Genomic DNA, 26,122 nt, shown 5'->3' on the forward strand with positions numbered 1-26,122 from the left:
CCCGGTCGGCCTCAACTCGTCCAGAAGTCCCACCAACGGGTCAGGATCAGCATCCCGACGATCCCGATGTGCAGCAGCGCAAGCACCCAGGTGAACTCCGCGAGGAAGGCCTTCACCGGACCCGGCGCGGGCAGGAAGGAGTTCCGCACGAGGAAGGAGGTGACGTACCAGAACAGCGGGATCGTCGCGAGCCAGGCCAGGCAGCACCACAGGCACAGCGCGTTGATCCGGTACAGGGACTCGAACTGCAGCCAGGAGACGAAACCGATCCCGAAGAGACATCCGGCCTCGAAGGTCAGCCAGTACCAGCGCGGGAAGGCGGCCCCGGCCAGCAGGCTCATGCCGACGCAGATCACGATGCCGTAGGCCACCAGGCCCAGCATCGGGTTGGGGAACCCGAAGGCCTCGGCCTGGTCGCTCTCCATCACGCTGCCGCAGGACACCACCGGGTTCAGGCTGCAGCCCGGGGTGAAGTCCGGGTCTTCGAGGAGCTTGAACTTGTCGAGGGTGATGACCCAGGAGGCCAGCAGCCCGGCCGCCCCGGTGAGCACCAGCAGCAGGGCGAACGCCCGGCCGCCGCCCACGGCCCGCCGCGTCCCCGGCGCCGGCGTCACCACCGCCCGGCCTCGCGGTGGACGCGGAGGTGGTCGACGCAGAAGGTGATCGGTGCCGAGCCGCAGGGCGCCGGGTGGTACCGCCCGGCGCACACCGACAGGTTCAGGATCAGGTACGCCGACCAGTCGGCGCCGACGCCGGTGCCGTCGGAGAAGACACACGCGCCATTGACGTACCACTCGACGGAACACGCGCCGTAGCGGGTGCCGATGGTCACCCACCTGTCCGGGGCGATCGCGTCCGCGTCGGTGTAGTACGTCGAACCGCGGTGGACGTGGTTGGACAGCTCCAGCAGGTGCGGATTGTCCGGGTGGTACTCGAAGGAGTCGACCTCGTTCCCGCCGTCCTTCCAGGTCCACAGCGCCGGCCAGGCTCCGGTCCCGGAGGGCAGTTTGACGCGGGCCTCGACGTAGTCGCCGGTCCTCACCCGGAAGCCCTCGTCGGAGTACTCGGTGGTGAGCAGGCCGGTGTGCCAGGCCTGCCGGCCGTTCTCCAGGGTGTGGCCGGACGGGGTGGCGGTGAAGGTCGCCACCCCGCCCGAGACGGTCACACAGCCGGGGGTGAGCCAGTCGAGCTTGTTGTCGTCCGGGTTGTGGTCGCGGTAGCGGTAGGCGCTCGACCGGTCGCCGACCCATTTGGCGCCCCAGGCGATCGGGGCGCTGAACTCCTCCGACCAGATGAGCGACCTGTCGGCGGTCGCGGCCGGGGTGGACTTGACGCTGTCGGTGGTCATGGCGGCGAGGGTAATTCCTCTTTCGGATCGCGCAGGGGGTCGACCGAGTCGGGCGCACCATACGATCAATCGATTCATGGACCAGATGCCAATCCCTCCGAATGCCTCTGTGCATTCCATTCTTCACCCCTGCGATTTTCACGCGTATGGAGCAACGCGTCGCTTTTGCAGCGGTCTTGGACTGCTATGTTCTCCAACCGTTGGATCAGAGGTACTTTCAAGCGAGGTGAATCATGAAGAAGGCAGTTTTCACCACGGCTGCGTTGGCGATCGGTGCGGGTCTTGTGGGTGGCTCCGCCGCTGCGGCGTCGGCCGCCGGGGGATCAGGAATCTCCACCAGCCCGCTCGGCGGGCTCATGTCCCCGACCAAGGTGAGCCCGGCGGTCCTGCCCGCGGCCGATGCCGTGACGCGACTGGCCCGCGAAGGCGGTGTTGCGAAGGGCAGCGCGTTCGACAAGAACAAGTCGGGCGGAATGTCCGGCATTTACCTGGACGGAATGGACCCGAATGCCGCCAAGAAGCCCACGATTCCGGTGAAGAACCCGGCCGGGAGCGGCACGGTCCAGGTGCGCCCGCTGCAGGCACCGACCGCCGCGGGCCTCGGCACCTTGCTCCCGAAGAAGTGAAGCCCTTGGTCCCGCCCGTTCGCGGGACAGAGCTGGGCCCGGAATTCTGAGACTCTGATCCGGTTCTCGGGAGCCGGAGACCGACAGCAGGCCCAGACGCTGGATCCGGACCCGCAGCTCCCCCTCCGCACACGGCGGGCCCACAGGCCCGCGCCCCCGCGAACCATTCTGTCCGGCCCACCGGCCCTCCCCCTGCCGGTGGGCCGGACGTATGTCGACCCGCTCTCCGGCCGGCTCCAATTGGCCTCCAGTCGACTGCAATTGGCCCAACGCACCGGATTTTCCCGGAACACCACGCGGATTCCGCCTCGGCTCCGCCCATCGCGGGCCTTCCCGGGAATGAGCGTAATGCGGATCGCCGGCGGGGGCGCCGCGTTGCGCCATCCGAAGGAATCTGGCCACGTTTGATTGTTCCCGCCGTGACTTATGCATGCATATACGGGTTTCCTTTTCGTAAGCGTGCGCAACCGTGAATTCAGGAAGGAACCGAGTTGCCCAAGAAGTTCGCGGTCATCACGGCCCTCGCCCTCAGCACCGTCGTCGGAACTGCAGGCCTTGCCTCTGCTGGTGAATACGACGGCAACGGCAAGACCACCACCGTCAAGGGCGGTGGCGGATTCTCGACTGCCCCCGTCGTCGTGAACGCGCCCCAGCAGGGCGTTCTCATCGTCAACGGCACCGTCGTCGACGGTCGCTGCCTCGCCCCGTGGTCCAACGGAGCCGTTCTCGGCGGCGTCGTCCCACCGAACTCGCACTACGCCGCCTGCAACACGGCCGAGGTCAACCAGTCGCAGAACGCCCCGTACGCGGGCGGCCTGCTGTTCTGACCTCTGCTGTTCGCAGCACCTGAATCACCCCAACGCAGCCCGAAAGGCGCAACTCATGCGTAAGAAGGTTACGGCCATCTCCGCGCTCGCGGCAGGCATCGCCCTCGCGACCGGCGGCACCGCCGCGGCCGACGCCGACACCACCACCGTCAAGGGCGGTAGCGGCTTCTCGACGTCCCCGGTCGTCGTGAACGAGCCCCAGCAGGGCGCTGTCATCGTGAACGGCACGGCCGTCGACCTGCGCTGTGCCGTGCCGTGGTCCAACGGAGCCGTCCTCGGCGGCGTCGTGGCGCCGAACTCGCACTACGCCTCCTGCAACACGGCCAAGATCGACCAGTCGCAGAACGCCCTGTACAAGGGCGGCCTGCTGTTCTGACTCCTGCTCCGAGCAATTCGGAGCAGGTAAATCCCGAACGCAGCCCGGAAAGGCTCAACTTATGCGTAAGAAGGTTACGGCCATCTCCGCCATCGCCGCGGGCATCGTCCTCGCGACCGGCGGCACCGCCGCGGCCGACGGTGACACCACCACGGTCAAGGGCGGTAGCGGCTTCTCGACGTCCCCGGTCGTCGTGAACGAACCCCAGCAGGGGATCGCCGTCGTCAACGGCGCTCTCCTCGACGCTCGCTGCCTCGCCCCGTGGTCCAACGGAGCCGTTCTCGGTGGCGTCGCTGCTCCGAACTCGCACTACGCGGCCTGCAACACGGCCAAGGTCGACCAGGCGCAGAACGCCCCGTACGTGGGCGGCCTGCTGTTCTGAGCAGTGGCTCCAGCCGATGGCGGCCCGCCGGAATCCCGGCCGGCCGCCATCGGCTTTGGTGCGCGGAGATTTTCGGTAACGCGCCGTACCAAGCTCGTGGGCCCTGTCTGCGTCGGTGTGCAGACAGGGCCCGGATGAGGGAGCGCCAACAAGGAGGAATGAGCGCCCATTCGACAGGATCAACGAAGCCGGGCCATCCGTGGTCACCCTGATTCCTTCGTTCGGCCCAATGCGGCAAGTCCCATGCGGCAACAAGTCCCATGCGGCAAAGAGTGCGGCCAATTCCCGGACATGCCGAAGGGCCGGCTCCGGAGGTACGGAGCCGGCCCGGAACGTCGAGCCGATGGGCGACGAAGTCGAGGAAACGAATCGCCTACCTGATCGCCTACCTGATCGGAAGTCCGCCGAGCAGCTGGCCGTCGACGGGGTTCGGCAGAGTGCCGCCGAAGACGGGGGTCTTCACCACGGACGACTTCTTCACGCCCTGCTTCACGCCGTCCGCCGTGCGCTTCACGTTGTTGCCCACGTAGCCCGTCGGCAGCTTGGCGGCGTTGGGAAGGCTGCGGGCGACCGTCTTCCCGTTGTCGACGAGGCCCGACGCCGGCATGTCCACCGCGGCGGCGGGGCCGGCGACTCCGGCGACAGCGAGGGAGCCGACGACGACGGCAGCGGCCTTCAGGTTCTTCATCATGTTCCTTTCGTGGGGACTCGACTTCCGTAACTCGCGTCCGCCGGAAGGGATTTCGCGCCTGGCGCGTCGCGAGTGACTCGGTCTCGGTTCTCCTGGGCTAACGAGAGGGGGTCCCCGTGGAAACTCTGCTGCCGACAAGTTCCAGGAACTCATACGAAAAGACCCGCTGCGCCGCGGGTGCGGGAGTTTCACATCATGTGATCACCCGCCGGTCACCCCGAACGGCCCATGGCCCCAAACGGGTGGTCCCGTGCGAGAAACCACTCAGAAAAGGCGATCATTCCGACACCGTTGGCCGGTTCGCAGATAAATATGGATAAGTGGCTGGTGCTGCTCGTCCCATGACTCCAGGAAGCCGAACGCGAGCCACACATCGTGTTGCTGGTTCGGACTCTTTTCTTCGGAAGGGCAGCCTCGCTCATGCGCAGTTCCGTGCCGCACATTCTGCATGTCGCCCAGCCCGTGGAGGGCGGAGTCGCGCGGGTCGTGACGGACCTGGCGACGGCGCAGCTCGCCCAAGGGCTGCGCGTGACGGTCGCCTGTCCTGAGGGCGGCACGCTGGCGGACACCCTGCGCGGGCCGGACTGCACGGTGCTGCGCTGGGACGCCACCCGCTCACCGGGACCCCGGCTTCCGGGCGAGGTGCGGCTGTTGGCGCGCCTGGTGGGCGAGGTGCAGCCGGACCTGGTGCACGCACACAGCGCGAAGGCCGGGCTCGCGGCCCGGCTCGCGGTGCGCGGCCGTCTTCCGACCGTCTTCCAGCCGCACGCCTGGTCGTTCGAGGCCGCGAACGGTGTCGTGGCGCACCTGGCGCGCGGCTGGGAGCGGCTCGGGGCGCGGTGGGCGACGCGCGTGCTGTGTGTGAGCGAGGCCGAGCGGCGTACCGGGGAGCGGTGCGGGATCAGCGCCGCGTGGCGGGTGGTCCCCAACGGTGTGGACACGCACAGGTTCCGGCCGGAGGGAGCCAGAGCGCGGTCCGGGACGAGACCGCTCGTGGTGTGCGTGGGCCGGCTGTGCCGCCAGAAGGGGCAGGACGTGCTGCTGGCGGCCTGGCCCGAAGTGGCGCGGCAGGTGACCGGCGCCCGGCTGGTACTGGTCGGCGACGGTCCGGACGCGGACCGGCTGCGCTCGGGGGCGCCCGCGTCGGTGGAGTTCGCCGGCGCGACGTCCGACGCCGCCCCCTGGTACCGGGCCGCCGACGTGGTGGTCCTGCCGTCCCGCTGGGAGGGCATGGCGCTCGCCCCGCTGGAGGCCATGGCGTGCGGTCGGCCGGTCGTCGTCACGGATGTGGCCGGGGCGCGCGAGAGCCTTCCGCCCGGCCGTCCGCCGTCCTGCCTGGTGCCGCGGGAGGACCCCGGCGCGCTGGCCCGGGCGCTTACGGCACTGCTGGGGGACGAACCGCTGCGCACGGCGCTGGGTGCACGGGGCCGGGCCCATGTGCTCGCCGCCCACGACCTGCGGCGCGCCACGGACGCAGTGACCGATGTGTACCGCGAACTGCTCGGCTTCGCCACCACGCCGGTCGTCACCGACGAGGGCAGGAAGTGCATCACCCCATGACCGCGGACAGCACCGTTGCCTCGCCCACGGGGCAGCAGCCGGCGCCCGAGGGCGCCGGCTCCGTTCTCGGCCCGCGCGGCCTGGCCGCCGGACGCCGGGCGCCCGCCGGCCGGGGTGCCCGGCGTCCGCGGCGGGTCTGCGGGGTGCTCCTGGGGCTCGTCGACGGCGGCGCCGTCCTGCTGGGGGCCCTGGTCGTGCCCGTGCCGCACAGGTATCCGCTGGTCTTCGCGCTGCTGGCCCTCGGTGTGATCGGTCTGAACCGGCGGGCCACGTTGTACGACACCACGGTCGTCCCCGGCGTATTCGACGAACTCCCGGCCGTCTGTGGCCGGATCGCCGTCGGCTGGGCGGCCGTCGTGGCGCTGTCGCCGCTGCGGTCGCTGTCGATGGCCGTGCTGGTCACCGCGGTCGCCGTGCACTGCGCGGCGGCCTGCGCGGGCCGCGCGGCGGTGCACGGCGGTCGGCGCAGGGCACTGCGGCGCCGGCCCTGTCCCGCCCTGGTGGTCGGGCCGGTCACGGCGGCCCGGCGGGTCGCGGCGGCGTTGCTGCGCCGACCGGACTGCGGGGTACGGCCGGTGGGTGTCGTGGCCGACGACCCGGAAGTCCTCGGTGACATGGACGGCGAGCCCGGTCTGCCGGTACTCACCACGGCGCAGGACGCGCGGCGGGCGCTCATCCAGAACGGTGTGGAGACGGTGCTCGTGGTGGGGGCCGCGACCCGGGTGGAGAAGGCCGCTGTGCTGCGGGGGCTGGCCGCGTACGGGTGTGTGCTGTGGGAGCTGGACGCCGACTCGCCCTGGTACGGACTCGGCGGGGACCGAGCGGGGGCGGGGCATCTGGCCGGTTTCTCGCGGAGGTTGCTGTGGCCGAGGGGCGGACGGCGGCGTGGCCACCTGGGCAAGCGGGTGCTGGACGTGGTGCTCTCGGGCTCGCTGCTGGTGCTGGCCGGCCCGGTGCTGCTGGTGTGCGGGGTCGTGCTGCGGGTCCTGGACGGGCCGGGCGTGGTGTTCCGGCAGGAGCGGATCGGCAAGGACGGGCAGCCGTTCACGATGCTGAAGCTGCGCACCCACCGGCCCGCCAGCGCGCACGAGGCGGCGACCCGCTGGAGCGTGGCGAACGAGCAGGACATGAGCCGCTTCTGCCACTTCCTGCGCCGGACCTCGCTGGACGAGCTGCTGCAGCTGTGGAACGTCTTCCGCGGTGACATGAGTCTGGTCGGCCCGAGGCCCGAACGGCCCTATTTCGTCGCCAAGTTCAGCCAGGCCCATCCGGGCTACCCGGCCCGCCACCGGATGCGGACCGGGATGACCGGGCTCGCCCAGATCCACGGGCTGCGCGGCGACACCTCGATCGAGGACCGGTGCCGCTACGACAACGCCTACATCGACAACTGGTCGCTGTGGCAGGACGTCTGCATCCTGCTGCGCACGGCGGCACAGTTCGTACGGCCGACGGGGAGCTGAGCGCCGGTGAGCACTTCCTCGGCGGCCTCTCCCCCGCTCGCACCGCCACTGCCGGCACCGCCGCCGTCGCCGCCGCGGCCGGCCGGATCCGTCCTGTCCGTCCTGCCGGTCGTGGCGGTCGTCGTCCTGCTGGGGCTGCCGGTCGCACCGGAGAGCACCGCGACACCCGCCGACGCGGCCTCGGGGCTGCTCGTGCTGTGGGCCGTCGTGGACACCGTACGGCGGGCGCGGCGCCCGCTGACGCGGACGGCGGCTGTCGTGCTGGGGCTGCCCGTGGTGGGTATCGCGGTCGCCGCGGCGGGGGCCTTGACCACCGGCGACGCGATCGCGGGACTGGGCCGCTATCTGCAGGTGTTCGTGCTCGTTCCGGTCGCGGTGGTGCTGCTGGTGCGGGACCGGCGGGGCGCGCGGCTGGTGCTGTGGTCCCTGGTCGGCCTCGCGCTGTGGCAGGGCGCGGTCGGGGTGCGCCAGTACCTGACCGGGACCGGTGCCTTGTACCAGGGGGCGGACATCCGGGCGGTGGGCACCTTCGGGCCGTCCGACGTGATGGGGATGGCGAGCGTCGTCGCGTGCGGCGTGGTGGCCGCGACCGGTCTCGCCCTCGGGACGCGGGCACGGCGGCAGCGGCTGGTGGCGGTCGGCTGTGCGCTGATGCTGCTCGTGCCGCTCGCGCTGTCCTTCAGCCGGGGTGCCTGGATCGCCACGGCGGTGGCCTGCGGGGTGCAGCTGTTGCTGGCCGGGGTGCGGCTGGCGGTGAAGGTGTTCGCGGCGGCGGTCGCGGCCTCGGTGGTGCTGGTGGGAGGGCTCGGCGTGGGCGCCGCGGCGTTGCAGGAGCGGCTGACCAGCATCACGCAGGTCGCCGAGGCGCCGGACCAGTCGGTCGTCGACCGGTACACCATGTGGGCGGCGGCGGCCGACATGTGGCGCGGGCACCCGGTGACGGGAGTGGGGCTGAAGGCCTTTCCCGCGCACCGGGACGGCCACGCCTCGCTGGCGCTGTCGTCGGGCAGCGACACTCAGGGAGCGGGCCAGGCCTTCCGGCGCCAGCCCCTGCTGTCCCCGCACAACATGTACCTGCTGTTGCTCAGCGAGCAGGGCCTGCTGGGGCTGCTCACGGTGGCGGGCAGCTGGCTGGCCCTGCTGGTGTGCGCACTGCGCCGGCTGCGGCGGAGCGGACGCGTGGTCCGGGACTGCGCGCTCCCGGCCTGCGGGCTGCTGCTGTGGCAGCTCGTCGACTTCCTGTACGCCGATATCGGCGGGCCCTCCACGGTCCTCACCGCGATCTGCTTCGGCCTCGCCGCCTGGTGGGCACTGGCACGCGACGCGGCGACGTCTTCGGCCGCGGAAGCGGACCCGCGATGAGCCTCCGCCCGGCGACGCCCGGCGACGCTCCCGGCATGGACGCCCCACCCCTCGACGGAGGCAAGGGCGGCACGGCAAGGCCGCGCCCCGGGGCGGCCCCCTCGGGGCGCTTTCTCGCCAGGGCGACCTTGTTGTCCGCCGCACTGTCGATGCTCGGGGCGCTGCTGGGGCTGGGGCGGGATCAGGCGCTGGCACATCTGTTCGGGGCCGGGGCGGACACCGACGCGTTCCTGGTGGCCTGGACGTTGCCGGAGATGGCGTCGACGCTGCTGATCGAGGACGGTATGGCGTTCGTGCTCGTGCCGGCGTTCAGCGTGGCGCTGGCGCGGCGGGCGGCCGGCGGGATCGGCGCGCCCGACCCCGTGCAGGCCCTGGTCGCCGCCACGCTGCCGCGGCTGTGCCTCGCCCTCGCCGGCGCGGCCGCCCTGCTCGCGGCCGGGGCGCCGCTGCTGGTCTCCGTCCTCGCGCCCGGGCTGCCCGACCCGTCGCCGGCCGTGTCCTGCACCCGACTGACGGCGACCTGCGTGCTGAGTTTCGGGCTGGCCGGGTACTGCAGCGCGGCACTGCGGGCGCACCGCAGCTATTTCGCGCCGGGCTCGATCTACATCGCGTACAACGCCGCGATCATCGCCACGATGGTCGTGCTCGCCACCCGCTGGGGCGTGCGGTCCGCCGCGCTCGGGGTCGCGCTCGGCGGGTGCCTCATGGCCGCCGTACAGGCACCGTCGCTGTGGCGGCGGATCGCCGGGCGGCCCGGCCGGTCCGCGTCCGGGGCGCCGTACGACGGGGACGGGGGCCGGCGGCTCGCGGTCGGCCTCGTCTGCGCGGTGCTGCTCTTCGCCCTGTGCCGGCAGTCGCAGGTCCTCATCGAGCGCTACTTCGCGTCCGGGCTGCCCGCCGGTGCCATCTCGCATCTCAACTACGCCCAGAAGGTCGCCCAGTTGCCGATGTCACTGTCGCTGATGGTGTGCGTCGTCACCTTCCCGGTGGTGGCGCGGGCCCTCGCCGACGGCGACACGCGGCGGGCCAGGGACCGGGTCGAGCGGGACCTGGTGCTGACGGCCTGTCTGGTCCTGCTCGGCGCCGCCGTGGTCGCGGCCTGCGCGCCGCAGATCGTCCAACTCCTGTTCCAGCGGGGCGCGTTCACGGCCCAGGACACCGCCGCGACCGCCGCCGTCATGCGGGTGTACGCGGTCGGGCTGCTCGGGCACACGCTGGTGGGGGCGCTCGTCCAGTCGTACTTCTCGACCGGCCGTACCACCTGGTACCCGCTGGGCGCGATGGGCGCGGGCACGCTCGCCACCGTCGTCCTCAGTGTCTGGGCCGTGGGTCACTGGGGGGCGCCCGGCATCGCCGGGGCCAACGCGGCCGGCATCACCCTCACCGCGCTGCTCCTGCTGCACGGCCTGGGCCCGCGCACCGTGCCCGTGCGTGTCCGGCGGGTCGTCGCCGGACTGGCCGGACCGGTGTACGCGGCCGTGTGCGCCACCGGAGCCGGGCTGCTCTGCGCGGGGCTGTTCGCCTCGCCCGTGGCGGCCGTCGCCGTCTGCGGCACCTGCGTGACCGCCGTCTTCCTGCTGCTGACCTGGCTCCTCGACACGGCCGACGCCCGGTCCCTGCTCCTTTCCGTCGCACGTTCCGTCGCGCATTCGTTCCGTCGCTCCGTCACACGAAAGCCTCGCCATGGTCGCTGACATCTCCGCCGCGCCACGCGCGGACGAGCCCGCTCCCGCACCGATCGCGGGGAGACGCCCCAAGCGGCGCTCCGCCCCCTGGATCGCCATGTACCACTCCGTCTCGGACTGCCGGGACGACCCGTACAACGTCACCGTCACACCCGCGCGCCTGGAGCGGCAGCTCACCTGGATGGCCCGCCGCGGCCTGCGCGGGGTGAGCGTGCGTGAGCTGCTCGCGGCGCGCGCCCGTGGCGCCGAGGGCGGGCTGGTGGGGCTCACCTTCGACGACGGGTACACCGACTTCGTCACCGCCGCGCTGCCCGTGCTGCGCCGCCGCGGGTGCACGGCGACCGTGTTCGTGTTGCCCGGGCGGCTCGGCGGCGCGAACGCGTGGGAGCCGACCGGCCCGCGCAAGCCGCTGCTCGACGCCGACGGCATCCGCCGAGCCGTGGCCGCGGGCATGGAGGTCGCCTCGCACGGCCTGACCCACCTCGATCTCACCGAGGTCACCGACCAGGTGCTGCACAGCGAGGTCGACGACAGCCGGCACCGGCTCGCCGGGATCGTCGGCGAGGACATCGAGGGGTTCTGCTACCCGTACGGCCGTCTCGACGCGCGTGCCGCCGACGCCGTACGCCGGGCCGGTTACCGCTACGCCTGCGCGATCGCCCCCGGCCCGGCCGGCTCCGGCGACTTCGCGCTGCCCCGCATCCACCTCGGGGAGGCGGACACCTCGGTGCGGCTGGAGCTGAAGCGGCGCCTGGCCCGGTTCTACGGCCGTGCCCTGGAGGCCGTGTGAGGGCCCTGCACATCATCACCGGCCTCGGCGTGGGCGGGGCGGAACAGCAGCTGCGGCTGCTGCTGCGGCATCTCCCCGCCGAGTGCGACGTGGTGGCGCTGACCAATCCCGGCCCGGTCGCCGCGGGCCTGGCCGCCGACGGCGTCCACGTCACCCACCTCGGGATGGACGGCAACCGCGACCTGCGCGCACTGCCGAGCCTGGCCCGGCTGATCCGCGCCGGCGGCTACGACCTCGTCCACACCCATCTGTACCGGGCCTGCCTCTACGGCCGGATCGCGGCACGGCTCGCGGGAGTCCGGACGGTCGTGGCCACCGAGCACTCCATCGGCGCCACCCGGCTGGAGGGCCGGCCGCTGACCGGGGGCGTCCGCGCGCTGTACCTGGCCGGCGAGCGCCTCGGCCGCGCCACGGTCGCCGTCTCGCCGACGGTGGCGCATCGGCTGCGGCACTGGGGTGTGCCCGGACCGCGCATCCGGGTCATCCCGAACGGCATCGACGCGCCCCGGTTCCGCTTCGACGAGGCGCGCCGCAGGGAGGCACGGGCGTTCTACGGGCTGCCGGACGACGCGTACGTCGTCGGGGGTGTGGGGCGCCTCGCCCCCGGCAAGCGCTTCGACCTGCTCGTGCGGGCGCTCACCCAACTCCCTCGTGACGTACGGCTGTTGCTGGTCGGCGACGGGCCCGCCCAGTGGCCGCTGCGGCGCATCGCCCTGGGGCTGGGGGTGGCGGACCGGCTGGTGCTGACCGGCGAGCGGCCGTATCTGCCCGACCCGGGTGACGACACGCCCGACCTGGTCGCCCTGCTGTCCGCGATGGACGTGCTCGCCTCGCCGTCGCCGGAGGAGTCCTTCGGCCTGGCCGTGGTGGAGGCGCTGGCGGCCGGGCTCCCCGTGCTGTACGCGAGCTGCCCCGCCGTCGAGGACCTGCCGCCGGACGCGGCACCCGGTGCCCGGCGCGTCCTGGGCGACGCCGAGGCGTACGCGCGGGAACTGCTGCGGCTGCGGGCGGCAGGACCGGGCGAGCGGACCGCCCCGGACGTCGTACGCCGCTACGACATCGCGTGCACCGCCCGGCAGCTGATGGATCTGTACACGGCCGCTCTGTCCGGCTCGACCCTGGAAGTGAGTTCCCGATGACCGACAACCCCGATCGGCGTGCCCCGCTGTCCGACCGTACGGGCACCCGTGTGAAGCGGCGGCCTTCGTGGTGGCTGCTGCCCGCCGGCGCGCTGCTCGGTGCCGTGGCCGGCGGCGCGTACGGCCAACTGAGGCCGCCCCAGTACACGGCGACCAGTTCCGTCGTCGCGGTGGCGACCGGCGAGACCGAGGCCGACTGCACCGACGCGCTCGGCTTCGCGCAGGCGTACGGCCGGGTGGCCCCCCAGCTCGCGGTGCTCGGGGACGCCCAGATGTGGGCGGGCGTGCCGGTCGCGACGCTGCGCGAGAGCGTGCAGGTCGCGACGTCGCCGGACGCGCCGATGGTCGCGGTGTCGGCGACCTCGTCGAAGCCCGCCCAGGCCGTCGACATGGCCAACGCCGTGTCGCGTGCGCTGGTGACGCAGGCGGACCACACCAAGGCCGACACCGGCATCAAGCTGGAGCGCCTCGCCCGTGCCCTCAAGCCCACCGAGCCGTCGTCCGCGTCACCGGCGCTGACCTCGCTCGTCGGCGCGTGCGCCGGAGGTCTGCTGGGCGGCCTCGCGCTGCTGGCCCGGCCGCGGCGGCCCGCCGAGGACGACGACCGGGGCGTGGCATCCGTACCCGGCCCGGCCAACGCCGCCGACGCCCGCGGGACGCTTGGATGACCGCGGCCGGCCGTGCGCTGTCGGTGGAGGTGTGCACCGAGGAGCGCGCCTTCGCGGAGCTGGCCGGGGAGTGGGACCGCCTGTACCGGGCGTGCCCGTCGGCGACACCCTTCCAGAGCCATGCCTGGCTGCACTCGTGGTGGCTGTCGTACGGCAGCCCCGGCACGCTGCGGCTCGTCCTGGTGCGCCGGAGCGGTGAACTGGTGGCGGCGGCACCGCTGATGCGGGTGCGTCGCCCACTGCCGGCGCTGGTGCCGATCGGCGGTGCCATCACCGACTTCTGCGATGTGCTCATCGACGCGTCGGCGGCCCTTGCGGGCGCCGGGGCACTGGCGGACGCGCTGGCCGACCTGGCCCGCACCGCCCTGATCGACTTCCGCGAGGTGCGGCCGGGCGGTGCGATGGAGCGGGTCTACCTGTGCTGGCGCGGCCCGCGTCACCGGGTGCGCGACTCCGTGTGCCTGGAGTTGCCGGCCGTCCCCATGGGCGAGTTGGTCGAGCGGCTGTCCTCGCGGCACGCCCAGCGGGTCCGCAACAAGGTGAACCGGCTCGCCCGGCTCGGTGTCGAGTGGCACGACGTGAGCCCCGACGAGGCCGGGGACGCGCTGCGTCGGCTCCTCGCACTGCACCGGCTGCAATGGCAGGGCAGGGGGATGTCGCCGGAGCACGCCCGGCCGCGGTTCCTGGAGCACCTGGTCCGCTCGGTGGTCCCCATGGCCCGGTCCGGCGAGGCGGCGGTGACGGAGTTCCTGCTCGACGGGGAGGTGGTGGCGGTCAATCTGAACGTGGTGTCAGGACGGCTGGCGGGCACGTACCTGTACGGCTTTCACCCGCGGTTGCGGGAGGAGCGGAAGGTGGACGTGACGGCGATGCTGCTGCACGCGTCCACCGAGCGCCTCGCGTCCGGCGGCGGGCCCCGGGTGCTGAGCCTGCTGCGCGGCGACGAACCGTACAAGTACCGCTGGCACCCCGAGGCGGTCCCCAACCAGCGTTTCCTGCTGGCCCGGCGCCGCACCGTCCCGCTGCTGGCGGCCGCGGCCGGCGAGGCGGCCGCGCGGCACCGGGCCAAGCAGGTTCTGCGCCCGAACGCCGGTCCGTCCGGTCACCGTTAGGGCTCCACCGACTCCAGGCAGACGGTGGGTGTGCCGCGGACCTGTTGCCCGGACCACTTCGCGAGGTCCAGCGGTGTGCAGTAGGGCAGCTTGGACGGCATCGGTGTGGGCGTCGTGGGCGCGGTCGGGGCGGGGGCCGGCGGTTCCAGTACCGGTTCCGGTTTCGGCCGCGGTCGCGGCCCCGGTTCCGGCTGGGGTTCCGGCTGCGGGACGAAGGGGCTGGACAGCAGCAGGCGGTACAGGGCGGAGGCGCGGGGATTGTCGGGGCACAGCCAGACGCCGTGCGGGCAGTAGTCGGTGATCGTGTTGTACAGCGGTTTGTGCTCGTCCATCCACGCGAGCATGCGCAGCATCCACGTGATGTTGTCGCCGTTGCGGAACAGGCCCCATTCCGGATACGCGATCGGCTTGTCGTGCGCCCGCGCGAAGTCCACGTGGTGCTGGAGGCCGTAGGGCTCGGACACCTGCTCGTCGAAGCTGAGTCCGCGCGGCTGGTCGTAGGCGTCCATGCCGACGATGTCGACGAATTCGTCGCCGGGATAGCACTGGGGCCAGGGAATGGCGTCCCTGCCCCGGCTCGGGGCGAAGTCGAACCTGAAGTCCTGTCCGGGGACCGAGCGCATGACGGTGACGATGCGCCGCCAGTACTCCTTCCAGCTCTCCGGGTCGGGGGCGCAGCGATGGGTGTAGGTGACGCCGTTCATCTCCCAGCCGAGCACGATGACCGTGTCCTCGGCACCCAGGTCGACCAGCCGCTCGGCCAGTACCTCGAAGTGGTCGTCGAACGCGCCGTCCGCGGCGTGCCGCAGCAGCTGTCTGACCTCCGCGTCGGGGACGTTCTCCTCGTTGCGTTCCATCATCGGGACGTTGAGCACGAGCATCCGGTCGGCTTTGTCCTGCCGCCACTCGGCCCAGCTGTCGAGGAAGCCGTGTCCGCCCTCGATGTTGCGCCACAGGTCCCCCGGTAGATAGGTGTGCCCCACCCGCGGCTCGTGGCCGCCCAGCCAGCGGCCGAGCCCCTTCATGCGCTCCAGTCCGGCGGGCCCGTAGTGGAGGTAGGCGCCGAACGCGGGCAGGTGCGCGATCCTTTCCTCCGGGGGGTGCGCGGCGTCCGCCGCGGGGCGCGGCGGGTCCGGGTGGGATGCGGCCCCGGCGGGGAAGGCAGGGCCCGGAACGAGAACCGCCGACATGGCCATCGCGGCGGTGAGGAACGCCAGCCGCCTGACGGCGGACCGGCGGTGTTCAGGGGCCATGCATCCTCCCTCGGGCGGCTCCTTCCTCACTGGTGACGCATGGGCATATATACGCTTATTGCACCGATTGAGTACGGTGGCACGGCGGGGATCGCCCGCACGAGTGACCCGGTGACCGCGAGGGCGTGTCTCGCTGAGGTGCCCTCAGTTGCCGTACAGCGCCTCGATCTCCCGCGCGTACGCCGCCGTCACCGCGTGCCGTTTGACCTTCAGGGACGGGGTGAGCATGCCGTTTTCCTCGGTGAACTCGCCCTCGACCAGGGTGAACGCGCGGATCGACTCGGCGCGGGAGACGGCCTCGTTGGCGTAGTCGACGGCCTTTTGGACGTCGGCGCGTATCCGGGGGTCCTGGATCACCTCGGCGAGGGGGGTGTCGGCGGGCATCTTGCGTACGGCGAGCCAGTGGGCCACCGCGTCCGGGTCGAGCGTGATCAGGGCGGCGACGAAGGGGCGGTTGTCGCCGACGACGACGCACTGGCCGACGGGCGGGCGACTGCGCAGGCGGTCCTCCAGGACGGCCGGGGAGACGTTCTTGCCACCGGAGGTGACGAGGATGTCCTTCTTGCGGCCGGTGATGGTGAGGTAGCCGTCCTCGTCGAGAGAGCCGAGGTCGCCGGTGGCGAACCAGTCGTCCTGGAGGACGGCGTCGGTGGCGGCCGGGTTGTTCCAGTACGAGCCGAAGACGATGCCGCCCTTGATGAGCACCTCACCGTCGGCGGCGATGCGCACGGTGGTGCCGGGGACGGGCCTGCCGACCGTGCCCGGGCGGGGCTTCAGGGGCGGGACGATGGTGGCGGCGGCCGTCGTCTCCGTCAGGCCGTAGCCCTCGTAGACGATGATTCCGGCGGCGTAGAAGAACAGGTTGAGGTTGCGGTCGAGGGGCGATCCGCCGCTGATGGCGTAGCGCATGCGGCCGCCGAGTTCCTTGCGGACGCGGCGGTAGACCAGCAGGTCGTAGAGGGCCCATGCGGCGTAGAGGGTGGGGGTGGGGCCCTTGCCGGTGCCCAGGAACTTGTTCAGGTATGCCTCGCCGAAGCGGACGGCTATGCGGTCGGCTCGGTCGAAGGAGGCGCCTCGGCCCATCTTCTCGGCCGTCGCCCTTCCGGTGTCGTGGATCTTCTCGAAGAGGTACGGGACGCCAACGAGGAATGTGGGGCGGAACTCCTTGAGGGCCGGGCGGAGTTCGTCCGGTTTGATGCTGGGGCAGTGACCGATCTCTATGCGGGCCATCAGGCAGGCGATCTGGAGGGTGCGGCCGAGGACGTGGGCGAGGGGGAGGAAGAGGAGGGTGGAGGCCTCCTGGTTCGTGACCTCTCTGAAGACGGGGTGCAGCAGCTCTACCGTGTTGGCCGCCTCGGCGTGCAGGTTGGCGTGGGTGAGGGCGCAGCCCTTCGGTCGGCCGGTGGTGCCGGAGGTGTAGCAGATGGTGGCGATGGTGTCGGGGGTGAGGGCCGTGCGGCGCTTGGTGACCTCGTCGTCGGGGAGGTCCTGGCCGAGGGTGGTGAGGGCGGTGAGGGTGGTGACGGCTCCTGGGTCCAACTGCCATATGTGTGGGGGCTGTTCGTGAGATGCCGTGCCTGTCGTCACCGTTTTCGCGTTCTCCGCCGTCTCCGTGACGACGTAGCGGGCGCCCGAGTCGCGGACGATCCACTCCACCTGGTCGGCGGAGGAGGTGGCGTAGATGGGGACGGTCTGGCCGCCGGCTGCCCAGATGGCGAAGTCGAGTACGGTCCACTCGTAGCGGGTGCGGGACATCACGGCGACGCGGCCGCCCGGTTCGAGACCGGCCGCGATCAGGCCCTTGGCCACGGCGGTGACTTCGTGTGCGAAGGCGGTGGCGGTGACGGGGTGCCACGTCGCGCCCTGCTTGCGGCGGAGGACTACGGCGTCGGGGGCCTCGGCCGCATTGGTGTAGGGCAGGTCGGCCGTGGTGCCGGTGGCGGGGTGCGGTGCGAGGGGTGGGGTGCGGGCCTCGCGGACCACGCCCTCGGCGTCCTTGACGACCTCGGCCCTGGTGCGGTCCATCAGGTCGGTGCGCTGCTTCGCCCGCTTCAGGTCCTTGCGTACGCCCATGACGGCTCCCGGTGCCAGTTGGACTTACTGGGGGGTCAACTTACTCGTGCGTAACGGGAGGTCAATGCCTGCGGCAGCCCGTTGCTGTCCGGTGGGGTTCGCGTAGCGCCTTGGGTTGCGTGGTGGGTCGGGGCCGTGCCGGGGGGTGTCCGTCCTCGGTCCGGTGGTGGGCCTTGCGCGAGAGGTGCCGTGTCTTGACACCGGACTCTGCGGGCGGACACCCCCCGGCACGTCCCCTTCCCGCCGTACGCGACTGCGGGACCGTGGGGGTACGCCGTCCCTTCGATGCCGCCTTATAACGGCTCGTCCTCGCGGTCGGCCCGGGGCCGGTCCGCGAGGACGAGGGGGATCAGTGGGTCAGGGCTAGAACTGGAGCGCCCAAGCGTCGATCCGTCCGGTGTCGATGTTCGCGTTGTCGCTCACGCGCAGTTTCCACGTGCCGTTGGCGGCCTCCGAGGAGGCGTTCACCGAGTACGTGGTGTTGATGTTGTCCGAACTGCCGCCCGTGCCGTACGACTTGAGTGTGTACGCCGTGCCGTCGGGGGCTATCAGCTGGACCTGGAGGTCGCCGATGTACGTGTGGACGATGTGGACCTCGACCGCGAGGGCCGAGGGTGCGTTGCCGGAGACGCCGGTGACCGCCACCGGGGACTCGACCGTGGAGTTGTCGCTGATCGTGTAGTCGGCGGTGTTCTCGAAGCGTGGGCCCGGCGGGGTTGTCGTGCCGCCGCCGACGTGGAGGAGGCGGTTGGGTGAGCCTGTGCCGGGGCTGGTGACGACGCCGGTCGTGGCGGCGGACGTCAGGGCCGAGGCGACCTGGGACGGGGTGGCCGAGGGGTTGGCGGCGAGGTGGAGCGCGGCCGCGCCCGCTACGTGCGGGGTCGCCATCGACGTACCGGAGATGGTGTTGGTCGCCGAGTCGCTCGTGTTCCAGGTTGAGGTGATGGACGAGCCCGGCGCGAACAGGTCGAGGACCGAGCCGTAGTTGGAGTAGCTCGCCTTTGCGTCCGAGCTGGTCGTCGCGCCGACCGTGATGGCCTCGGTGACGCGTGCTGGTGACCTGGTGGAGGCGTTGGTCGACTCGTTGCCGGCCGCGACGGCGAAGGTGACGCCGGAGGCGATGGCGTTGCGTACGGCCGTGTCGAGGGCGGTGTCGGCGCCGCCGCCGAGGGACATGTTGGCGACGGCCGGCTTGACCGCGTTCTGGGCGACCCAGTCGATACCGGCGACGACCTGGGCGGTGGTGCCCTGGCCGGAGTTGTTCAGGACGCGGACGCCGACGATCTTGGCCTTCTTGGCGACGCCGTAGGCGTTTCCGGCGACCGTGCCCGCGACGTGCGTGCCGTGGCCGTGGCCGTCCTGAGCGGTGTTGTCGTTGTCGATGGCGTCGTAGCCGTAGGAGGCGCGGCCGCCGAAGTCGCTGTGGGTGATGCGGACGCCGGTGTCGATGACGTACGCGGTCACGCCCTGACCGGCCGAGTCCGGGTACGTGTACGAGCTGTTCAGGGGGAGGTTGCGCTGGTCCGCGCGGTCCAGGCCCCAGGAGGGCGGGTTGGTCTGGGTCGCGTCGATGCTGAACGTGCGGTTCTGGACGACGGAGGCGACGGCCGGGTCGGCGGCGAGTGCCTTGGCCTCGGCCTCGGATGCCTCGATCGCGTAGCCGTTGAGGGCCTTCCGGTACGTCCGCTCGATGTCGGCGCCGTACTTCTCGACCAGGGCGCGTCCGGCCTCGGAGCCCGAACGGGCGTGGTCCGCCCTGAGGTTCACGAGGTAGCTGTCGGCCACGGCGTTGGCCGCGCCCGCGTACTGGATGCGGCCCTCGGGTGCGGCCGCGGCGGGGAGAGCGGAGACCAGGCTCGCGGTGAGGGCCGCGGTGGCCGCGGCGCTGAGGGCGGCCAGTCTTCGCCGGGTGTCTCTTCGGGAGTTACGCATCACTGCCATCTGAGGGGTCCTCCTCGAGTGGTGGTGCGCTTGTGGGGGCGACACGAAGCGGACAGGAACATGTCAATTTCCTGTGCTGTTGCTGCGCGTCAGCCGAAAGATTGAGGCCTCCACAGGAATTGCACAAGGGCCCTGCAAGAGGAAGACGGCGACGCCCTCCAGGCCGGCCTCGCCGCCTGGAGGGCGTTCATCGCCGCCGGATGCTCCGGTCAGTCGCCGAAGGCGGTCGCGCGCGTGCGCTTCTCCCAGGCGGCGACGTCCTCCCGCACCTGGTCCAGATGGCCGAGTACGGCCGTGACCCCGTCGTCGCCCAACGGCAGCCGCAGCGGGGGCTCCTCGGCCTCCAGCGCGGCCAGGATCAGGGAGGCCGCCTTCGCCGGGTCGCCGGGCTGGCTGCCGTCGCCGTCGGAGACGAAGCCGCGGGTCCGGCTCACCTTGGGGTACAGGCCGCTGTCCGCGCTGGCACCGGCCCGGCCGGTCTCGAACAGCGAGGTGCGGAAGGAACCCGGCTCGACGATCAGCACCTTGATGCCGAACTCGGCGACCTCGTCCGCGAGCCCCTCGGACAGGCCCTCCAGGGCGAACTTCGTTCCGCTGTACGCCGAGAAGCCCGCGAAGGACATCTGGCCGCCCATGCTGCTCATCTGCACGATCGCGCCGGAGCGCCGCTCGCGCATGTGCGGCAGTACGGCGCGGGTGAGGGCGGCCGGCCCGAAGACATGCAGGTCGAACAGCTCGCGCAGCTCCTGTTCCGTCGTCTCCTCGAAGGCGCCGACGTGGGTGCGGCCCGCGTTGTTGACGAGGACGTCGATCCGTCCGTGCCGCGCGACAACGTCCTGTACGGCGGCTTCGGCGGCCCCCGTCCGCGTGACGTCCAGGCGCAGCGCCTCCACCTGGTCGGGGTGCGCGGCCACCAGGTCATCCAGGCCCTCGGGCCGCCGCGCCGCGCCGACCACCACGTCGCCCTGGGCGAGCGCCGCCTCCGCGATCGCCCGTCCGAAGCCACTGGTCGCACCGGTGATCAGCCACACCTTGTTCATGACAGCTCCTCGTCGTCGCCTCACGTACGGCCCAGAGTGCGGCCGGCACCGGTTGCCCGTCCAAGACCCACGCTGATAACCGATGGTTATGACCATGGACGTTCATGTGCGCGACCTGCGCTACTTCGTGACGGTGGCCGAGGAGCTGCACTTCACCCGTGCAGCCGAGCGGTTGTATGTCTCGCAGCCCGCGCTGAGCAAGCAAGTACGGTCGCTGGAGCGGCAGTTGGGCGTCCAACTGTTCCGGCGCGATCCGCAGGGCGTGGCCCTGACGGAGGCCGGCCTGGCACTGCTGCCGCATGCGCGGCGCGTGCTGGACGCCTGGTCGGCGGGGGCGGCGGCAATGGAGGCGGCCCGGGCGGCGGCACGCGGCACGCTGGTCGTCGGCATGAGCACCAGCCCGGGCCGCGGCGGCCTGCTCCCGGCGATCCGCTCCCGCTTCACCGCCGCGCACCCGGACACGGTCCTGCGCCTGCGCCAGGTGAGCTGGGAGGACCCGACGGCGGGCTTGGCCGGCGGCGACGCCGACGTGGCGTTCGTCTGGCTGCCCCTGCCCGACGCCGAGCGCTACGCCTGGACGGTGGTCGCCGAGGAGCCGCGCCTGGTCGCCCTCCCGGAGTCCCACCCGCTCGCGGCCCGTGCGGAGATCGACTTCACGGACCTGATGGACGAGCCGATCCTCGCGCTGCCGGCGAGTGCGGGGCCGTTGCGGGACTACTGGCTCGCCCTGGAGGAACGGGGAGGCCGTGCGCCGCGGGTCGGGGCGGAGGTCGCGAGTACGGAGGAGACGTACGAGGCGCTGGTCGCCGGTCTCGGTGTCTGCCTGGTCGCGGCGGGCAACGCCCCGCTGATCAGCCTGGGTGGAGTGGTGACGCGGCCGGTGCGGGGGCTCTCGCCGAGCCGGTATGCGCTGGCGTGGCGCGCGGAGGATGGGGGGCGGCCGCTGGTGCGGGCGTATGCGGAGGCGTGCCGGCAGGTGCCTGGGCCGGCCGCCTCATGACATGACATCAACTTCCCCGTCGTCCCCGAGGCGGCGGACGCGGCCCCGCGCAGACGGAATCGGAAGATCCTCATCAGGCTGTGCTGGGTGGTCGTGAGCTCGCTCGTGCTGTTCCTGGTGGCGAAGGGCGCCGAGTGGCTGACCTCGGAGCACGACGCGGAGGTCGCCAGCGAGGCCGACGACAAGGCCGACCGGCAAGGGCCCGCGTCCTCGGTGAGTGTCCGGGCGGATACGGAGAACCCCGACGCGACGCTCTACGGCAAGGGCTTCGTCGTGCACGGCCTCGCGGAGCAGGACCGGCATCAACCCGGCTCCTGCCAACTGTGCGCCGCGCGGAAGCCCGGTGTGCGTTCCAGGCGGCGCCAGCCCGCTGGGCTGTCGGGGCAGTGCACCGCCGGCGAGTCGGGCTGGGCGGTGGCTCGGGCGAGGAGGACCGCGGTGAGGGCCGCTATCTCCTCGGCGCTCGCCCGGCCCTTCTCGACGCGGAGTTCGGCGGCGATCGCGCCGGCCGGCGTGGTCACTGCGGTGGGTTGCCGTGCTTGCGCGACGGCAGGTCGGCGTGCTTCGTCCGGAGCATCGCGAGTGAGCGGATCAGGATCTCGCGGGTTTCCGCCGGGTCGATGACATCGTCGACCAGGCCCCGTTCGGCCGCGTAGTACGGGTGCATCAGCTCGGACTTGTACTGCTTGACCATCTCGGCGCGTTTGGCCTCGGGGTCGTCGGCCGCGGCGATGTCGCGCCGGAAGATGACGTTGGCCGCGCCTTCGGCGCCCATCACGGCGATCTCGTTGGTCGGCCAGGCGAAGGTCAGGTCGGCGCCGATGGACTGGGAGTCCAGCACGATGTAAGCGCCGCCGTAGGCCTTGCGCAGGACGATCGAGACCCGGGGGACGGTGGCGTTGCAGTAGGCGTAGAGGAGTTTCGCGCCGTGGCGGATGATGCCGCCGTGCTCCTGGTCCGCCCCGGGCAGGAAGCCCGGCACGTCGAGCAGGGTCACGATCGGGATGTTGAAGGCGTCGCACATCGTCACGAAACGGCCGGCCTTCTCCGAGGCCGCGATGTCCAGCACGCCGGCCAGCGTCTGCGGCTGGTTGGCGACGATGCCCACCACCCGGCCGTCCAGCCGGGCGAGGCCGCAGACGATGTTCCGGGCCCAGCGCTCGTGGACCTCCAGCCAGTCGCCGTCGTCGACGAGTTCCTCGATCACCTTGTGCATGTCGTACGGCTGGTTGCCGTCCTGCGGCACCAGGTCGTAGAGCGTGGAGGTGAGCCGGTTCGCCGGGTCGTCGGAGGGGTGGACGGGCGGGTTCTGCCGGTTGTTGGACGGCAGCAGGGAGAGCAGATAGCGCACTTCCGCCAGACAGGTCTCCTCGTCCTCGTACACGAAGTGCGCCACCCCGGACGTCGTGGCGTGCACATCCGCGCCGCCCAGCGCGTTCTGGGTGAGCTGCGCGCCGGTGACGGCGCTGACCACGTCCGGGCCGGTGATGAACATCTGCGCGGTCTCGCGCACCATGAACACGAAGTCCGTCAGCGCCGGCGAGTACGCCGCGCCGCCCGCACACGGACCGAGCATCACCGAGATCTGCGGGATCACCCCCGAGGCACGGGTGTTGCGGCGGAAGATCCCGCCGTAGCCGGCCAGCGCGGAGACGCCCTCCTGGATCCGCGCCCCTGCCCCGTCGTTGAGGCTCACGAGCGGGGCGCCCGCCGAGAGCGCCATGTCCATGATCTTGTGGATCTTCGCGGCGTGCGCCTCGCCGAGCGAGCCGCCGAAGATCCTGAAGTCATGGGCGTAGACGAAGACCGTCCGGCCGTCGACCGTGCCCCAGCCGGTGATCACACCGTCCGTGTACGGCCGCTTGTGCTCCAGACCGAAGCCGCTCGCCCGGTGCCGGCGCAGCTGCTCGACCTCCTGGAAGGAGCCCGGGTCCAGCAGCAGCGCGATCCGCTCCCGGGCCGTCAGCTTCCCTCTGGCGTGCTGCGCCCGGGTCGCCTGCTCCCCCGGGCCGGCCTCGGCCTGCGCCCGGATCCGAGCGAGTCCGGCCAGGTGCTCACCGGTCACCTCGCCGGTCACCTCGTCGGTCACGGACATGGTTCCTCCTTACGTCTCCTCGGCACGTCTCCTCAGCCGGCGTGCGCATGCGCGCCCCGCTCGGCGGCGGCCATGCAGGCCCCCGTCCCCGAGCACAGGGCGGCGAACCCTCGGTCCACGTACACCGCCGGCGCCCCCTTCTCCTCGACGTGCACGGCCTGGACCTCGCCGAGCAGGATGATGTGGTCGCCCGCGGGGTAGCGCTCGTGGACCGTGCACTCGACGACCGCGAGCGCCCCGTCGAGCACGGTCCCGCCCCGTGCGGTGCGGATGAACTCCCCACCCGCGAACTTGTCCGCGGACTTGCGTGCGAAGCGCATGGCCAGCTCGGTGTGGTCGTCGCGCAGCACGCTCACCGCGAACTCGCCACAACTGTCGAACACGGGGAAGGAATTGGCCGTACGGGCCAGACAGACCAGCGCGAGCGGCGGCTCCATCGAGACGGACACGAACGAGCTGGCGGTGAAACCGTGCGGGACTCCCCCGCGGTCATGGGCGGTGACGAGCGCCACCCCGGCGGGCACCCGGGCCATGGCGTCCCGGAGCATTCCCTGGTCGGCGGCCATCTTTGACTCCTTAGGCGAGGCAGGTGGGCAGCCGCCCACCGTTGTAGGCGACCAGCTCCGCGAAGATCTCCATGGCGTCGCGCGGCGGTGTGTTCAGCAGTTCCTCGTGAGCCCGGTGCAGGTTGGCGACGAGACGCTCCGCGTCCAGCAGGTCGGCGAAGGCGCCGAGGTCCGCCTCGCGCGCGGCCTGCAGCGGGGTCAGCCCGCTGTCGGCCGCCTCGGCGGCGAGGCGTTGGACCCAGTGCAGATAGTCCCGGTTGGCGTCGAGCACCTCGGGTCCCGCCACCGGGCCGTGCCCGCCGACGACGACCTCGGGCTCCAGTTCCGCCAGCCGGTCGAGCGCGGCCAGCGTGCCGGCCACCGAGCCGAAGAGCACGAACGGGGTGACGCCCGACATGACGATGTCCCCCGCGAACAGCACCCGCTCCTCGGGCAGCCAGACCACCACATCGTGTCCGGTGTGCGCGGGGCCGACGCAGATCAGTTCGGCCCGGCGCTCGCCGACGTGCACGGTGAGGCGGTCGCGGAAGGTCACGGTCGGCGGCGTCACCTCGATCTCGCCCCAGTCGACCCGCGGCCACAGCCCGGTGAGGGCCAGGCCCGTCGTCACCATGGCGGCCCGCATGTCCTCGTGCGCGATGATCGGCGTCCCCGGCGGGAAGACCTGGTTGCCGAACGCGTGGTCGCCGTGGAAGTGGGTGTTGACCACGGTGCGGCCCGGGCCCGCGGCGAGCTTGTCGACCGTCTCGGCCAGCCGCCGCGCCCTCGGGATCGTCGACAGCGTGTCGACGACGAGGGCGCCGTCGCCGCCCACGACGATGCCCGCGTTGCTGACACACCAGCCGCCGGGGGCCTGCGCGTACGCGTAGACGCCCTCGGCGACCTCATGGACCGCGGCCGTCACGGCGCGGGCCTGGCAGCAGCGGCAGCGGCCGCCGCGTGGCGGAGTGTGGCCCGGCTGTTGGCGCCGAGCGCCTCACGCAGATAGGCGCGGGCATCGGCGACGGTCCTGCCCTCGCCCAGGACCTCTTCGACCCGGGCCGGGTCGATCGCCACGGTGTGACGGGCGGTGACGGTGTCCTTCTCGTTCCTGTCGAAGAGCCAGGCACCGCTGTGCCCGGTGAGCAGGGCGGGCGGGACGAGCTGCTTGTACACGATGCTCTCGCCGGGGAAGCAGAGCCGGATCGAGTGGGTCGTGTGCGTACTGCCGTCGGCGGTCACCGTCTCCATGGTCATGTCCTGCACGCCGGGCGTGCCGGTGCTCGCCGCATCCTCGGTCAGCGTCACTTTCCCCACGTGCGGCAGCCGGTCCGGCCACAGGTCGCTGCGCTCGATGAAGGCGTAGGCGTCGTCCCCCGACGGCACCTCAAGCGTGTCCTCGAACGTGAACAGGAGCTCCTCGACCGGGTGTTGCCGCTCGGCGAGCCGGGCCAGCGCGGCCAGCTCCTTCTCGCTGTTCGCGTCCAGCGCCGCGCGCAGTCCCGGCAGGGCGGCTTCGTCGACCGCGGCGAAGTCGTGGGTCAGCACGATCTCGGTGCCGTCGCCGTCGCCCCGGAACTCCCAGCTTCCGCCCATCGAGGCGATCGGCGGCTGGGTGCGCTCCTGCCGGAAGGTGACCCGCAGGGCGTCGGGGTCCAGCGTCCGACGGGACGTCCAGGTCTTCACCTGTCCGGCCACGCTCGCCCAGATCTGGAAGCGTTCCGTGCCCTGGCCGCGCTCCAGAATCCGTACGTGCACCGCGGGTTCGAAGACGGCCGGCCAGAGTTCGGCCCGCGCGACCAGCTCGTACAGCCGTCGCGCCGGGGCCGGGGTGGTGAGGGTGTGGACCACCCGGTGTTCTCCCGGCCGGTTCATGCTGCCTCGGCCAGCGCGCCGTTGACCAGGTCGAGCAGTTCGCGGGGCGTGTCGACGCGGCCCGCGACGTCGTCGGGGATGGCCACGTCGTACCGGCTCTCCAGCCGTGCCGCGGTCTCCATCAGGGCGAGCGAGTCATAGCCGATGGTCTCGAAGCGGGTGTCGAGGATGTCGCCGGACAGGTCGGTTCCGTCGGTCTCACCGGCGCATTCGATGAGGATGCGGCGCAGGTCGTCGATGGTCAGCAGGGTTGCCATTGCTGTCTCCAGTT

The 26,122-nt window shown here is 71.8% G+C and carries 26 protein-coding genes; 13 read left to right on the top strand and 13 right to left on the bottom strand.

Annotation, left to right across the window (positions count from 1 at the left end):
* Positions 1-11: 11 nt before the first annotated feature.
* A complete protein-coding gene (locus ACTMVF_RS19840; RefSeq protein ID WP_441272457.1) occupies positions 12-614 on the bottom strand; it encodes a vitamin K epoxide reductase family protein in 603 nt (200 codons plus the stop codon).
* On the bottom strand, positions 611-1,348 hold the full coding sequence (locus ACTMVF_RS19845) for a glycoside hydrolase family 16 protein (protein WP_441272387.1): 738 nt from the start codon (positions 1,346-1,348) through the stop codon (positions 611-613). The genes ACTMVF_RS19840 and ACTMVF_RS19845 overlap by 4 nt, the downstream gene beginning before the upstream one ends.
* Before the next feature lie 233 nt (positions 1,349-1,581).
* On the opposite strand from ACTMVF_RS19845, the gene ACTMVF_RS19850 reads away from it, so the two are divergent.
* The 4 genes from ACTMVF_RS19850 (at position 1,582) to ACTMVF_RS19865 (ending at position 3,559) form a co-directional block, all read left to right on the top strand.
* A complete protein-coding gene (locus ACTMVF_RS19850) occupies positions 1,582-1,974 on the top strand; it encodes a hypothetical protein (protein ID WP_441272388.1) in 393 nt (130 codons plus the stop codon).
* A 491-nt stretch (positions 1,975-2,465) separates the two neighbouring features.
* Positions 2,466-2,801 (top strand): hypothetical protein, encoded by a 336-nt coding sequence (locus tag ACTMVF_RS19855; protein ID WP_302000607.1) that lies wholly within the window; start codon positions 2,466-2,468, stop codon positions 2,799-2,801.
* Between the two features lie 55 nt (positions 2,802-2,856).
* The gene (locus tag ACTMVF_RS19860; RefSeq protein ID WP_062714412.1) at positions 2,857-3,177 is read left to right on the top strand and encodes a hypothetical protein; all 321 of its coding nucleotides are present in this window, start codon (positions 2,857-2,859) and stop codon (positions 3,175-3,177) included.
* A gap of 61 nt (positions 3,178-3,238) precedes the next feature.
* A complete protein-coding gene (locus tag ACTMVF_RS19865) occupies positions 3,239-3,559 on the top strand; it encodes a hypothetical protein (RefSeq protein ID WP_062714413.1) in 321 nt (106 codons plus the stop codon).
* Positions 3,560-3,944: 385 nt separating this feature from the next.
* Here the strand turns inward: ACTMVF_RS19865 and ACTMVF_RS19870 are convergent, their stop codons facing one another.
* Positions 3,945-4,247 (bottom strand): hypothetical protein, encoded by a 303-nt coding sequence (locus ACTMVF_RS19870; protein WP_367669705.1) that lies wholly within the window; start codon positions 4,245-4,247, stop codon positions 3,945-3,947.
* A 423-nt stretch (positions 4,248-4,670) separates the two neighbouring features.
* On the opposite strand from ACTMVF_RS19870, the gene ACTMVF_RS19875 reads away from it, so the two are divergent.
* From ACTMVF_RS19875 to ACTMVF_RS19910, 8 genes are read left to right on the top strand one after another with little or no spacing between them, the layout of a single operon-like run.
* Positions 4,671-5,810 (top strand): glycosyltransferase family 4 protein, encoded by a 1,140-nt coding sequence (locus tag ACTMVF_RS19875; RefSeq protein WP_441272389.1) that lies wholly within the window; start codon positions 4,671-4,673, stop codon positions 5,808-5,810.
* On the top strand, positions 5,807-7,273 hold the full coding sequence (locus tag ACTMVF_RS19880; RefSeq protein WP_441272390.1) for an exopolysaccharide biosynthesis polyprenyl glycosylphosphotransferase: 1,467 nt from the start codon (positions 5,807-5,809) through the stop codon (positions 7,271-7,273). The genes ACTMVF_RS19875 and ACTMVF_RS19880 overlap by 4 nt, the downstream gene beginning before the upstream one ends.
* Before the next feature lie 48 nt (positions 7,274-7,321).
* Positions 7,322-8,635, top strand: coding sequence for an O-antigen ligase family protein (locus ACTMVF_RS19885; protein ID WP_441272458.1), 1,314 nt, complete (start codon positions 7,322-7,324; stop codon positions 8,633-8,635).
* Positions 8,636-8,670: 35 nt separating this feature from the next.
* Positions 8,671-10,329: a murein biosynthesis integral membrane protein MurJ gene (gene murJ, locus ACTMVF_RS19890; protein ID WP_441272391.1), complete on the top strand. Its 1,659-nt coding sequence runs from the start codon at positions 8,671-8,673 to the stop codon at positions 10,327-10,329.
* Entirely contained in the window at positions 10,319-11,110 is a 792-nt protein-coding gene (locus tag ACTMVF_RS19895) for a polysaccharide deacetylase family protein (protein ID WP_441272392.1), read from the top strand. Before murJ ends, ACTMVF_RS19895 begins: the two co-directional genes overlap by 11 nt.
* Positions 11,107-12,249 carry a glycosyltransferase gene (locus ACTMVF_RS19900; protein ID WP_441272393.1) on the top strand — a complete coding sequence of 381 codons (1,143 nt, stop codon included), beginning with the start codon at positions 11,107-11,109 and terminating at the stop codon, positions 12,247-12,249. Before ACTMVF_RS19895 ends, ACTMVF_RS19900 begins: the two co-directional genes overlap by 4 nt.
* Complete coding sequence (locus ACTMVF_RS19905; protein ID WP_441272394.1) at positions 12,246-12,917, top strand: lipopolysaccharide biosynthesis protein; 672 nt, start codon at positions 12,246-12,248, stop codon at positions 12,915-12,917. The genes ACTMVF_RS19900 and ACTMVF_RS19905 overlap by 4 nt, the downstream gene beginning before the upstream one ends.
* Positions 12,914-14,029: a GNAT family N-acetyltransferase gene (locus tag ACTMVF_RS19910; protein WP_441272395.1), complete on the top strand. Its 1,116-nt coding sequence runs from the start codon at positions 12,914-12,916 to the stop codon at positions 14,027-14,029. Before ACTMVF_RS19905 ends, ACTMVF_RS19910 begins: the two co-directional genes overlap by 4 nt.
* Here ACTMVF_RS19910 and ACTMVF_RS19915 read toward each other — a convergent pair.
* From ACTMVF_RS19915 to ACTMVF_RS19930, 4 genes are all read right to left on the bottom strand, one after another.
* Entirely contained in the window at positions 14,026-15,282 is a 1,257-nt protein-coding gene (locus ACTMVF_RS19915) for a glycoside hydrolase family 26 protein (RefSeq protein ID WP_441272396.1), read from the bottom strand. The two genes, ACTMVF_RS19910 and ACTMVF_RS19915, sit on opposite strands and share 4 nt — an antisense overlap.
* Positions 15,283-15,426: 144 nt before the next feature.
* Positions 15,427-17,355, bottom strand: coding sequence for an AMP-dependent synthetase/ligase (locus ACTMVF_RS19920; RefSeq protein ID WP_441272397.1), 1,929 nt, complete (start codon positions 17,353-17,355; stop codon positions 15,427-15,429).
* 363 nt (positions 17,356-17,718) lie between these two features.
* The gene (locus ACTMVF_RS19925; protein WP_441272398.1) at positions 17,719-19,296 is read right to left on the bottom strand and encodes a S8 family peptidase; all 1,578 of its coding nucleotides are present in this window, start codon (positions 19,294-19,296) and stop codon (positions 17,719-17,721) included.
* A 209-nt stretch (positions 19,297-19,505) separates the two neighbouring features.
* Positions 19,506-20,336, bottom strand: coding sequence for an oxidoreductase (locus tag ACTMVF_RS19930; protein WP_441272399.1), 831 nt, complete (start codon positions 20,334-20,336; stop codon positions 19,506-19,508).
* An 88-nt stretch (positions 20,337-20,424) separates the two neighbouring features.
* On the opposite strand from ACTMVF_RS19930, the gene ACTMVF_RS19935 reads away from it, so the two are divergent.
* The gene (locus tag ACTMVF_RS19935) at positions 20,425-21,336 is read left to right on the top strand and encodes a LysR family transcriptional regulator (protein ID WP_441272400.1); all 912 of its coding nucleotides are present in this window, start codon (positions 20,425-20,427) and stop codon (positions 21,334-21,336) included.
* Positions 21,337-21,638: 302 nt separating this feature from the next.
* Here the strand turns inward: ACTMVF_RS19935 and ACTMVF_RS19940 are convergent, their stop codons facing one another.
* The 6 genes from ACTMVF_RS19940 to ACTMVF_RS19965 are packed head-to-tail and all read right to left on the bottom strand — an operon-like array spanning position 21,639 to position 26,108.
* The gene (locus ACTMVF_RS19940; RefSeq protein ID WP_441272401.1) at positions 21,639-21,857 is read right to left on the bottom strand and encodes an acyl-CoA carboxylase subunit epsilon; all 219 of its coding nucleotides are present in this window, start codon (positions 21,855-21,857) and stop codon (positions 21,639-21,641) included.
* Positions 21,854-23,431: an acyl-CoA carboxylase subunit beta gene (locus ACTMVF_RS19945; protein ID WP_441272402.1), complete on the bottom strand. Its 1,578-nt coding sequence runs from the start codon at positions 23,429-23,431 to the stop codon at positions 21,854-21,856. Before ACTMVF_RS19945 ends, ACTMVF_RS19940 begins: the two co-directional genes overlap by 4 nt.
* A gap of 32 nt (positions 23,432-23,463) precedes the next feature.
* On the bottom strand, positions 23,464-23,997 hold the full coding sequence (locus ACTMVF_RS19950) for a flavin reductase family protein (protein WP_441272403.1): 534 nt from the start codon (positions 23,995-23,997) through the stop codon (positions 23,464-23,466).
* A gap of 10 nt (positions 23,998-24,007) precedes the next feature.
* Positions 24,008-24,901, bottom strand: a complete 894-nt coding sequence (locus ACTMVF_RS19955) for an MBL fold metallo-hydrolase (RefSeq protein WP_441272404.1) — start codon at positions 24,899-24,901, stop codon at positions 24,008-24,010.
* Positions 24,898-25,851 carry an aromatase/cyclase gene (locus ACTMVF_RS19960; protein ID WP_441272405.1) on the bottom strand — a complete coding sequence of 318 codons (954 nt, stop codon included), beginning with the start codon at positions 25,849-25,851 and terminating at the stop codon, positions 24,898-24,900. Before ACTMVF_RS19960 ends, ACTMVF_RS19955 begins: the two co-directional genes overlap by 4 nt.
* Positions 25,848-26,108: an acyl carrier protein gene (locus ACTMVF_RS19965; protein ID WP_369172133.1), complete on the bottom strand. Its 261-nt coding sequence runs from the start codon at positions 26,106-26,108 to the stop codon at positions 25,848-25,850. Before ACTMVF_RS19965 ends, ACTMVF_RS19960 begins: the two co-directional genes overlap by 4 nt.
* Between the last annotated feature and the right edge of the window lie 14 nt (positions 26,109-26,122).

The organism is Streptomyces sp. SD31 (assembly GCF_052068475.1).
Classification (GTDB): Bacteria; Actinomycetota; Actinomycetes; order Streptomycetales; family Streptomycetaceae; genus Streptomyces.

Bases quoted from the DNA above. Each gene is read 5' to 3' on its own strand.
- ACTMVF_RS19845 (WP_441272387.1), bottom strand. From the start codon at position 1,348: ATGACCACCGACAGCGTCAAGTCCACCCCGGCCGCGACCGCCGACAGG.
- ACTMVF_RS19850 (WP_441272388.1), top strand. From the start codon at position 1,582: ATGAAGAAGGCAGTTTTCACCACGGCTGCGTTGGCGATCGGTGCGGGT.
- ACTMVF_RS19860 (WP_062714412.1), top strand. From the start codon at position 2,857: ATGCGTAAGAAGGTTACGGCCATCTCCGCGCTCGCGGCAGGCATCGCC.
- ACTMVF_RS19865 (WP_062714413.1), top strand. From the start codon at position 3,239: ATGCGTAAGAAGGTTACGGCCATCTCCGCCATCGCCGCGGGCATCGTC.
- ACTMVF_RS19870 (WP_367669705.1), bottom strand. From the start codon at position 4,247: ATGAAGAACCTGAAGGCCGCTGCCGTCGTCGTCGGCTCCCTCGCTGTC.
- ACTMVF_RS19875 (WP_441272389.1), top strand. From the start codon at position 4,671: ATGCGCAGTTCCGTGCCGCACATTCTGCATGTCGCCCAGCCCGTGGAG.
- ACTMVF_RS19880 (WP_441272390.1), top strand. From the start codon at position 5,807: ATGACCGCGGACAGCACCGTTGCCTCGCCCACGGGGCAGCAGCCGGCG.
- murJ (WP_441272391.1), top strand. From the start codon at position 8,671: ATGGACGCCCCACCCCTCGACGGAGGCAAGGGCGGCACGGCAAGGCCG.
- ACTMVF_RS19895 (WP_441272392.1), top strand. From the start codon at position 10,319: ATGGTCGCTGACATCTCCGCCGCGCCACGCGCGGACGAGCCCGCTCCC.
- ACTMVF_RS19905 (WP_441272394.1), top strand. From the start codon at position 12,246: ATGACCGACAACCCCGATCGGCGTGCCCCGCTGTCCGACCGTACGGGC.
- ACTMVF_RS19910 (WP_441272395.1), top strand. From the start codon at position 12,914: ATGACCGCGGCCGGCCGTGCGCTGTCGGTGGAGGTGTGCACCGAGGAG.
- ACTMVF_RS19915 (WP_441272396.1), bottom strand. From the start codon at position 15,282: ATGGCCCCTGAACACCGCCGGTCCGCCGTCAGGCGGCTGGCGTTCCTC.
- ACTMVF_RS19920 (WP_441272397.1), bottom strand. From the start codon at position 17,355: ATGGGCGTACGCAAGGACCTGAAGCGGGCGAAGCAGCGCACCGACCTG.
- ACTMVF_RS19925 (WP_441272398.1), bottom strand. From the start codon at position 19,296: ATGGCAGTGATGCGTAACTCCCGAAGAGACACCCGGCGAAGACTGGCC.
- ACTMVF_RS19930 (WP_441272399.1), bottom strand. From the start codon at position 20,336: ATGAACAAGGTGTGGCTGATCACCGGTGCGACCAGTGGCTTCGGACGG.
- ACTMVF_RS19935 (WP_441272400.1), top strand. From the start codon at position 20,425: ATGACCATGGACGTTCATGTGCGCGACCTGCGCTACTTCGTGACGGTG.
- ACTMVF_RS19945 (WP_441272402.1), bottom strand. From the start codon at position 23,431: ATGTCCGTGACCGACGAGGTGACCGGCGAGGTGACCGGTGAGCACCTG.
- ACTMVF_RS19950 (WP_441272403.1), bottom strand. From the start codon at position 23,997: ATGGCCGCCGACCAGGGAATGCTCCGGGACGCCATGGCCCGGGTGCCC.
- ACTMVF_RS19960 (WP_441272405.1), bottom strand. From the start codon at position 25,851: ATGAACCGGCCGGGAGAACACCGGGTGGTCCACACCCTCACCACCCCG.
- ACTMVF_RS19965 (WP_369172133.1), bottom strand. From the start codon at position 26,108: ATGGCAACCCTGCTGACCATCGACGACCTGCGCCGCATCCTCATCGAA.